General features: G+C 38.9%; 7 protein-coding genes. 3 read left to right on the top strand and 4 right to left on the bottom strand.

What is annotated here, in order from left to right; all coding sequences use genetic code 11:
- Positions 1 to 257, top strand: a 257-nt coding sequence (locus V7150_RS18205) for a hypothetical protein (RefSeq protein WP_335521194.1), incomplete at its 5' end; no start/stop codon positions are given.
- Positions 258 to 523: 266 nt separating this feature from the next.
- Here V7150_RS18205 and abc-f read toward each other — a convergent pair.
- Together abc-f and acnA are read right to left on the bottom strand one after the other, a co-directional pair.
- A complete protein-coding gene (gene abc-f, locus V7150_RS18200) occupies positions 524 to 2,236 on the bottom strand; it encodes a ribosomal protection-like ABC-F family protein (RefSeq protein ID WP_335521192.1) in 1,713 nt (570 codons plus the stop codon).
- Positions 2,237 to 2,559: 323 nt separating this feature from the next.
- Positions 2,560 to 5,265 carry an aconitate hydratase AcnA gene (gene acnA, locus V7150_RS18195; protein ID WP_335521191.1) on the bottom strand — a complete coding sequence of 902 codons (2,706 nt, stop codon included), beginning with the start codon at positions 5,263 to 5,265 and terminating at the stop codon, positions 2,560 to 2,562.
- Between the two features lie 329 nt (positions 5,266 to 5,594).
- Between acnA and sspO the strand changes: the two genes are divergently transcribed.
- Complete coding sequence (gene sspO / locus V7150_RS18190) at positions 5,595 to 5,747, top strand: small acid-soluble spore protein O (RefSeq protein ID WP_066087231.1); 153 nt, start codon at positions 5,595 to 5,597, stop codon at positions 5,745 to 5,747.
- A 46-nt stretch (positions 5,748 to 5,793) separates the two neighbouring features.
- On the opposite strand, the gene V7150_RS18185 is transcribed toward sspO, so the two are convergent.
- Positions 5,794 to 6,063, bottom strand: a complete 270-nt coding sequence (locus tag V7150_RS18185) for a hypothetical protein (protein WP_335521189.1) — start codon at positions 6,061 to 6,063, stop codon at positions 5,794 to 5,796.
- A gap of 114 nt (positions 6,064 to 6,177) precedes the next feature.
- Between V7150_RS18185 and V7150_RS18180 the strand changes: the two genes are divergently transcribed.
- Complete coding sequence (locus V7150_RS18180) at positions 6,178 to 6,315, top strand: small acid-soluble spore protein P (protein WP_283918471.1); 138 nt, start codon at positions 6,178 to 6,180, stop codon at positions 6,313 to 6,315.
- Between the two features lie 107 nt (positions 6,316 to 6,422).
- On the opposite strand, the gene selA is transcribed toward V7150_RS18180, so the two are convergent.
- Complete coding sequence (gene selA / locus V7150_RS18175; RefSeq protein ID WP_335521186.1) at positions 6,423 to 7,838, bottom strand: L-seryl-tRNA(Sec) selenium transferase; 1,416 nt, start codon at positions 7,836 to 7,838, stop codon at positions 6,423 to 6,425.
- Positions 7,839 to 7,913: the final 75 nt, after the last annotated feature.

The raw sequence follows: 7,913 nt of genomic DNA, 5'->3' as shown, positions 1-7,913 counted from the left end.
GGAATATTGCTTTCACCTGCCCGAATACAAGGCTCATTCAGACAGGACAACAGGAATATTGCTTTCGCCTGTCTGAATACAAGGCTCATTCAGACAAGATAACAGGAATATTGCTTTCGCCTGTCCGAATACAAGACTCATTCAGACAGGACAAGAGGAAAATTGCCATCACCTGTCCGAATGAAGGGATTAAGGTCCCAATCACATATTGGTTTTTAAATAACATTAAAGAAAGAATGGCTTGGAGAAAACATTGAGCCATTCTTTCTGCGTATCATATTACGTTTTCATTGACTAATTTTTTGTGATTTTGCGGTGAGATTACACCTGCTTTTACAGTTTTGCATCTTGGGACCGAAATCAAGTTTTCACATTATTTACGGTCACATAGTGCTCTTCTACGAGACCATATTTAGAGTTTCACTTCATTCAGAGTCACCTAGACCTCTTCTAAGTGACCGAAATTACAGCATCAACACAACCCGGTCACTTAAAGGAGCACTTAGATGACCATAAGCTCGTTTCAAAGGTTTTTCTTTTCTTTGAGAAGCTGATTAAATTCACGGTCCAATATGAGATATTTTGGATCCCTCTGATCTATTAGTGAAAGCTCACCAAGAATCGTGGCTATGCGATTTTCAATAATCATAAGAGCTTCATTTCTACGATTCTCATCATTCTTCTTTTCTTTAGTAAGATATTCCTCCGGCTTCATTTCAAACCGCTTAATTTGTTGATTTTCAAACACCAGCAGCCGATTACAAATTTTATTAAGAAAATAATAATCATGAGAAACGGTAATAATCGTGCCAGTAAACTCATTTAAGGTTTTTTCGAGCTGTTCCCTGCTTGGTAAATCAAGATGATTGGTTGGTTCATCCAAAATAAGTACGTCATATTCCTGCATTAACATATCAACCAGCTTAACCCTAGTCCGTTCTCCGAGACTTAAGGTCCCGATTGGCTTAGATATATGATCTTCTTTTAACCCTAAATTAGCTAGTAAGGTTCTTGCCTTAAGAATACTCTCTTTGTCCGTATAGCATAGTGCTTCCAAAGTCGATTTATCAATAGGTAAATCAGAAACATCCTGGCTTAGATAAGCAATCTTGATGGTTTCGCTCTTCCAAAGCTCTCCTACAGAAGGCTGCTCCGCACCAAGAATCATCTTTATTAACGTTGTTTTTCCACAACCATTTTCCCCTAAGAATCCAATTCGCTCCCCTTGATTAATGTAAAAGTTGGAATTTCGAAAAAGTGTCCTGTCGTCAAATATTTTAGTAAGATTCTTCGCCTCAATAATCCGTTTGCCTTTCTTCCCTTGGTGTTCAAACTGAAATCGAACTTTAGTTTCTTCAATAGGTTTATCTACCTTATGTTTTTCTAGCTCATTTTGTAGGCGCTTCATTTTCGATTTCACTTGATTATCTCGCTTTTTTGCCTTTACCCGATGATATTCTTTAAAGCCCTCTTGTTTTGTTGAATTACGATGAGCATTTTCCGACCAAGATTTTAACTGTTCCATTTGCTCCTCAACTAATTTTATTTGGCGCTGCTGGACATTGTACTGGTGTCGTTGATTTTCTACTCTCAGCTGTTTTTCCTTCTGATAACTGCTGTAATTTCCATTGTAAAAATGAATTTTCCCAATTTCTAATTCAAATATTCGATTGACTGTTTTATCCAAAAAATGACGGTCGTGTGAGATAATTAAAACTGGTCCATGGAACTTTTCTAATTCGGCAATCAGCCACTCAATCCCGTGAAAATCTAAATGATTGGTTGGTTCATCTAAAATTAATAAATCTGGTTTTGAAGCCCATACCAATGACAGTGCAATCTTTAGCTTTTCCCCGCCGCTTAAATGGGACAGTCGGTTATCCTCCCAGTCATATACTTTTCTGAGTCCAAGTTCACTGGCATGCTGAAATAGGTTATTATCCGCTGCATCTGACAAAAATTCATGAAAATCATTCACTTCATAGTCAATCGATTGGGAAAGGTATCCTATTCTTAAATCGTTTGGTTTCTCAATTACGCCTTTGTCTGGTAAAATCTTGCCGAAAATGAGATTGGCTAATGTGGTTTTCCCCGTCCCATTTAGTCCCACAAGTCCGATTCTCTCGCCATTTTTAATTTCAAATTGAATATTATCCAAGATTTTTTGCAGATTAAAGCTTTTTTCTAAACCCTTTACATTTATCATCACTGAATTGGATGAATGCTTATTAAACATAAAAAAACCCCCTTCATTTGAACCCGAAGAGAGTTTATGTCAAAAAAATAATCGTCCGCTGCCAATAAAACTGGTCAACAAATAAACCTTAAAAGGGTTTATTAATACGATCAGGACATAAAAAAGGACAGACTAATCCTATTCTTCAGGTTCTTCATTTTTCGTTTATACGAATCATGTACTGAAAAATAAGATTATAACTTCATGCCTCTTTACCATTCCTTTTCGTTTGTTATTTATATTTTATTCAAAAATCATTAAAATTGTCAATCGTTTCCTCTAAAAAAACACCATGCCAACATCGGCATGATGTTATAAATTCATTAAGCTTGTAATTTTTCACGTAGAACCATTTGCAGAATTCCGCCGTGACGGTAGTAATCAATTTCAACTTCAGAATCGAAACGAACAAGTACTTCGAATTCTTTCTTGTTACCAGCTTCGTCTGTAGCTGTTACTTTTAGAAGGTCACGTGGTTTTACATTTTCATCTACTTGGACATCAATTGTTTCTTTACCAGTTAAACCAAGTGTTTCAGCGCTTTCGCCTTCTTTAAATTGAAGTGGAAGTACGCCCATTAACACGAGGTTCGAACGGTGAATACGCTCAAAGCTTTCAGCAAGAACTGTTTTAATGCCTAAAAGGTTGGTACCTTTTGCAGCCCAGTCACGTGAAGAACCCATTCCGTAATCCTTACCAGCAAGAACAATCAGGCCAGTTCCGTTTTCTTTATACTTCATGCAAGCATCGTAAATCGATGTAACTTCACCAGTTGGCCAGTAAGTAGTGAAACCACCTTCTGTTCCTGGTGCGATTTGGTTACGAATACGAATGTTCGCAAATGTTCCGCGCATCATAACTTCGTGGTTACCGCGGCGAGAACCGTAGGAGTTAAAGTCACGAGGCTGTACGCCTTTTTCAAGCAAGTATTTACCAGCTGGAGTATTTTTACCAATAGCCCCTGCAGGAGAAATATGGTCAGTTGTGACAGAGTCACCGAACTTACCAACCACACGAAGTCCTGTTAAAGGTTCCACCTTGCCAGGTTCAGGTGATAGGCCTTCAAAGAACGGTGGGTTTGCGATATATGTTGAATCTTCATCCCAAGAATATAATGGCTCATTGCTTGTTTTGATTTCATTCCAACGCTCGTTGTCACCAAACACGTTCTCGTATTCTTTACGGAATAGTTCAGGAGTAACCGTTCGTTTTACGACATCATTAACTTCAGCAGTGGATGGCCAAATATCCTTGAAGAAGACATCGTTGCCGTCTTTATCTTTACCAATTGCTTCAGAAGCGAAATCAATGTTCACAGTACCAGCAAGTGCGTATGCGACAACAAGTGGTGGTGAAGCAAGATAGTTTGCTTTTACAAGCGGATGAATCCGTCCTTCAAAGTTACGGTTACCTGAAAGTACAGAAGTAACTAAAAGATCGTTTTCAGCAATTGTTTTTTCAATTTCTTCTTTTAATGGACCGGAGTTACCGATACATGTTGTACAGCCATAACCAACAAGGTTGAAGCCGATTTGCTCAAGGTATGGAAGTAATCCTGAATCACGAAGGTATCCAGTTACAACCTTTGAACCTGGTGCCAAAGAAGTTTTAACAAACTTAGGAACTTCCATTCCTAGTTCAACTGCTTTTTTTGCAACAAGTCCTGCGCCCACTAAAACATATGGGTTTGAAGTGTTTGTACAGCTTGTGATGGATGCGATTGCTACTGCACCTGTTTTAATATCGGTTTCGTCACCATTATGGAATTTAACCGTTGCTGATTTTTCAAGCTCATCAGCTTGTAAGCCGAAGCCTTGGTTTCCTTGTGGTGCAGAAACAGCTTTCACGAATTCGTCTTTCATTTTTGAAAGTGGAATCAAATCCTGTGGACGCTTTGGACCAGAAAGATTTGCTTCAATTGCGGAAAGATCGATTTCGATAACATTTGTATAGACCGGTTCAAAACCTGGGTCGAAGAATAAACCGTTTTCTTTGCAATATTGTTCAACGACCTTGACTTGTTCTTCATCACGGCCAGTTAAGCGCAGATAGCCTAATGATTCATCATCAATTGGGAAGAATCCGCATGTGGCACCATATTCAGGAGCCATGTTGGCAATTGTTGCGCGGTCTGCAAGTGGTAATGAAGAAACCCCTGGGCCAAAATATTCAACGAATTTACCAACAACACCATGTTTACGAAGAACTTGAGTTACTTTAAGAGCAAGGTCAGTTGCAGTGGCACCGTTTGGAAGCTCGCCAATTAATTTAACCCCAATTACTTCTGGCACTGGGAAATAAGATGGCTGTCCAAGCATTCCTGCTTCTGCTTCAATACCGCCTACGCCCCATCCAAGAACACCAAGACCGTTAATCATGGTTGTGTGAGAATCAGTACCAACTAATGTATCAGGATATGCATCTAATTCTCCGTCAGTTTCAGCAACATGAACAACATCCGCTAAAAATTCAAGGTTAACTTGGTGAACAATCCCAGTTGCAGGTGGAACGGCACGGTAGTTATTAAATGATTTCTGAGCCCAGCTTAAGAACTGGTAGCGTTCAGCATTACGTTCAAATTCATAATCCATATTAATTCTTAATGAATCCGCTGATCCGTAAGCATCAACTTGTACGGAGTGGTCAATAACAAGATCAACCGTTTTCTCAGGATTGATTTTATCTGGATCGCCGCCAAGGTCAGCCATTGCTTTTCTTAAGGAAGCAAGGTCAACAACTGCTGGAACACCAGTAAAGTCTTGCAGGATAACACGAGCTGGTTTGAATGGAACATCTACTTCTTTAAGCTCATCAGTTCCCCATTTTGCTAAGTTTTCAACATGCTCTTTTGTGATTACGCGGCCATCATATTGGCGAAGTACAGATTCAAGTAAGACTTTCACGGAATATGGCAATTTAGAAACCTTGCCTATACCTGCTTCTTCAAGTGCACTTAAGCGGTAATAGTGGTAGCGTTTACCGTTTGCTTCAAAGGAAGCACGTGCGTTAAATACATCATTTTTTACCATGTGTAAAAACCCCCTCATTCGTCATAATAAAACAAAATTAACGAAAAATCGAAAAGTTTGAATTCTCCCATCCAACTTCACTTTTCTCACAATTCTAATCTTAATACAACGTTTTACATAAGTAAATAACAAGAAAGTTATTGCGATTGATAAGTTTTTCTTATGTTTTTTATGTAATTTGTTCGGAATATTATGAAAATCGCATTAACACTAGATTAGAATTGGTTTAGGGAAAATACTCATCTTCTTTATTATTATCTCAAAAAACTTTTTCATTGTCATTTTTCAAGGTATGTAGGAAATAGTAACAGTATCGGGAGGTGAATGAAATGGTAAAACGAAAGTCTAATCATGTAATTCCAGGGATGAATGCTGCTAAGGGGCAAGGAAAAGGAGCTGGGTTCAATGAGGAATTGGCTAGTGAACCCGAATTAACGGCAAAAGAGAGAATGAACAATAAAAAGCGCAAGAAAAATCAATAAAAGCAGGAAGGGAATCCCGAATGGTAGGGATCCCCTCCTGCTTTATCTATTCCGTCTGATTTACTTCTGAAACGATATTTTGTAAATCCTGTAGGAAACGTTCTAATTGTGCTCTTTGCTGTTCTGATGCGACTTCAAGAGCATTTTCTATTTGCTGATACGCTTCGTTTACTTCGTTCTTTAAATGCTTCAGTTGATGTCCATAACTGGCACTATCACTTACAATTGTCGCAAAAAGACCTTGTGCTTCCTCATATCCTTGTTGCGCAGCTTGGAAAGCCTGTTGTTTGTCCTTGTTGTAAGGAAATTTTTGCATGAATAATCTCACTCCTTCATTTTGTATACCCATTAAATTGCTCAGATCAGAAAAAAATATTCGGGCATAAAAAGAATTATTGATTGCATCCTAATGAATGAGGAGGGATAAAAAATGAACAAAAACGATGGAAAAGATATGCGTAAAAATGCACAAAAGCAGTCTGGGCAGCCTGTACCATTGAGCGGTTCTCATAAAGTAAAGAATAACAATCATTCCAGAGCGAAACACAACTCACATCATGATATGTAAAAGGAAAAGCATTACGAATAAAACCCTAGGCTCTAATTGTACCAGCTTGTTAATTCTCAAAGCCCAAACCATTAATTTTCATAATAGAACCATAAACCCCTCTTGCTTTAAGAGGGGTTCACATTTAGTAATGCTTCAAGCAAGATATCTTCTTCATCCGGCGTCACCGTTCTAAGATCAAGGAGACATTCATCTTTTTGAATACGTGCGATGATCGCTGGCTTCGATTCTGTTCGAAGCTTTCTTGCGAGCTGCTCCGCAGAGAGTGACTCATGTTTTAAGGCAATGACCATAGTTGGGAGCAGGACATCGGGCATCGTTCCCCCGCCCACTTGGCTTGCATCTTGTAGAACTTTTGCCTGAAAGCTGTTTGTCCTTTGTAACAACCTTGTAACAAATGCTTTCGACCTTTCGTCTAATTCATTAAGAGAAACTAATAAATCACGGATTGTGGGAATATTTCTCATCGCAGTTTCACTGCGGGCATAATCGATTAATGTACCCTCAAGGGCAGCTAAAGTCATTTTATCAACCCGAACAACTCTTGCTAACTGGTGTTTTTTTAATCGGTCAATTACCTCTTTTTTTCCGGCGATAATCCCTGCCTGTGGTCCGCCTAGAAGCTTGTCTCCACTAAAGGTAACCACATCTGCCCCCATTTCAATGACCTCTTTCACGACCGGTTCTTCACCAATTCCATGCTTACGGAAGTCATATAGTGCTCCACTGCCAAGGTCTTCGTAAAAAACAACAGCCTCCAGCCTTTTCGTTAAATCTATCAGCTCTTCCGTTTCGACAGATTTTGTGAATCCGACTACCTTAAAGTTACTCGTGTGGACCTTCATAACAATTGCGGTTTCAGCAGAAACAGAATTCTCGTAATCGTAAAGATGTGTCTTATTGGTTGTTCCCACTTCTTTAAGTGTCGCGCCACTTTCTTCCATGATTGAAGAGATGCGGAAGGAGCCACCAATTTCAACAAGCTGTCCCCTTGAAACAATAACTTCTTTATTTTTAGCGAGTGCCCTTAATACGAGATAGACGGCGGATGCATTATTATTAACGACCATTGCAGCTTCAGCACCGGTAATTTCTCTCAGAAGTGCTTCCACATGACTATGGCGTGAACCGCGTTCCCCTTCATTCAGTTTGTATTCAAGATTTGAATAATTATGTGCCGTTTCTACCACATGGCGAATCGCGTTCTCGCTTAATCTTGCCCTGCCAAGATTGGTATGTAATATTGTACCCGTTGCATTGATTACTTTTTCAATCGTATAAGAAAATTGTTTTATTACTTTAACTTTCAAAGTGATAAATAATTCATCAATGAATTGGGTTGTTCCAGGAATAGCCCCCTGCCATTGATCATTTATGATGGAATCCCTAATTTGCTCAAGGGTATTTTTTAATTGCTTAGTAAGCTGAGAATGATCGAGCTGACTTTCATTAAGAAGATGTATAAATTCACCATGATTTTGAAGTTCATGGACTGCTGGGATTGAACGTAACCATTCTTTCACGATAAAAACTCCTTCACAAATCCTTCTTTTAGACGCTAGAAAAGTATATCTTTACTATCAGGCATAAGTGCAACT

Source organism: Neobacillus drentensis, from assembly GCF_036965245.1.
Classification (GTDB): domain Bacteria; phylum Bacillota; class Bacilli; order Bacillales; family Cytobacillaceae; genus Neobacillus; species Neobacillus drentensis_G.
Note: the sequence above shows the minus strand (reverse complement) of the source record. Positions and strands in the feature narration are given on the sequence as shown.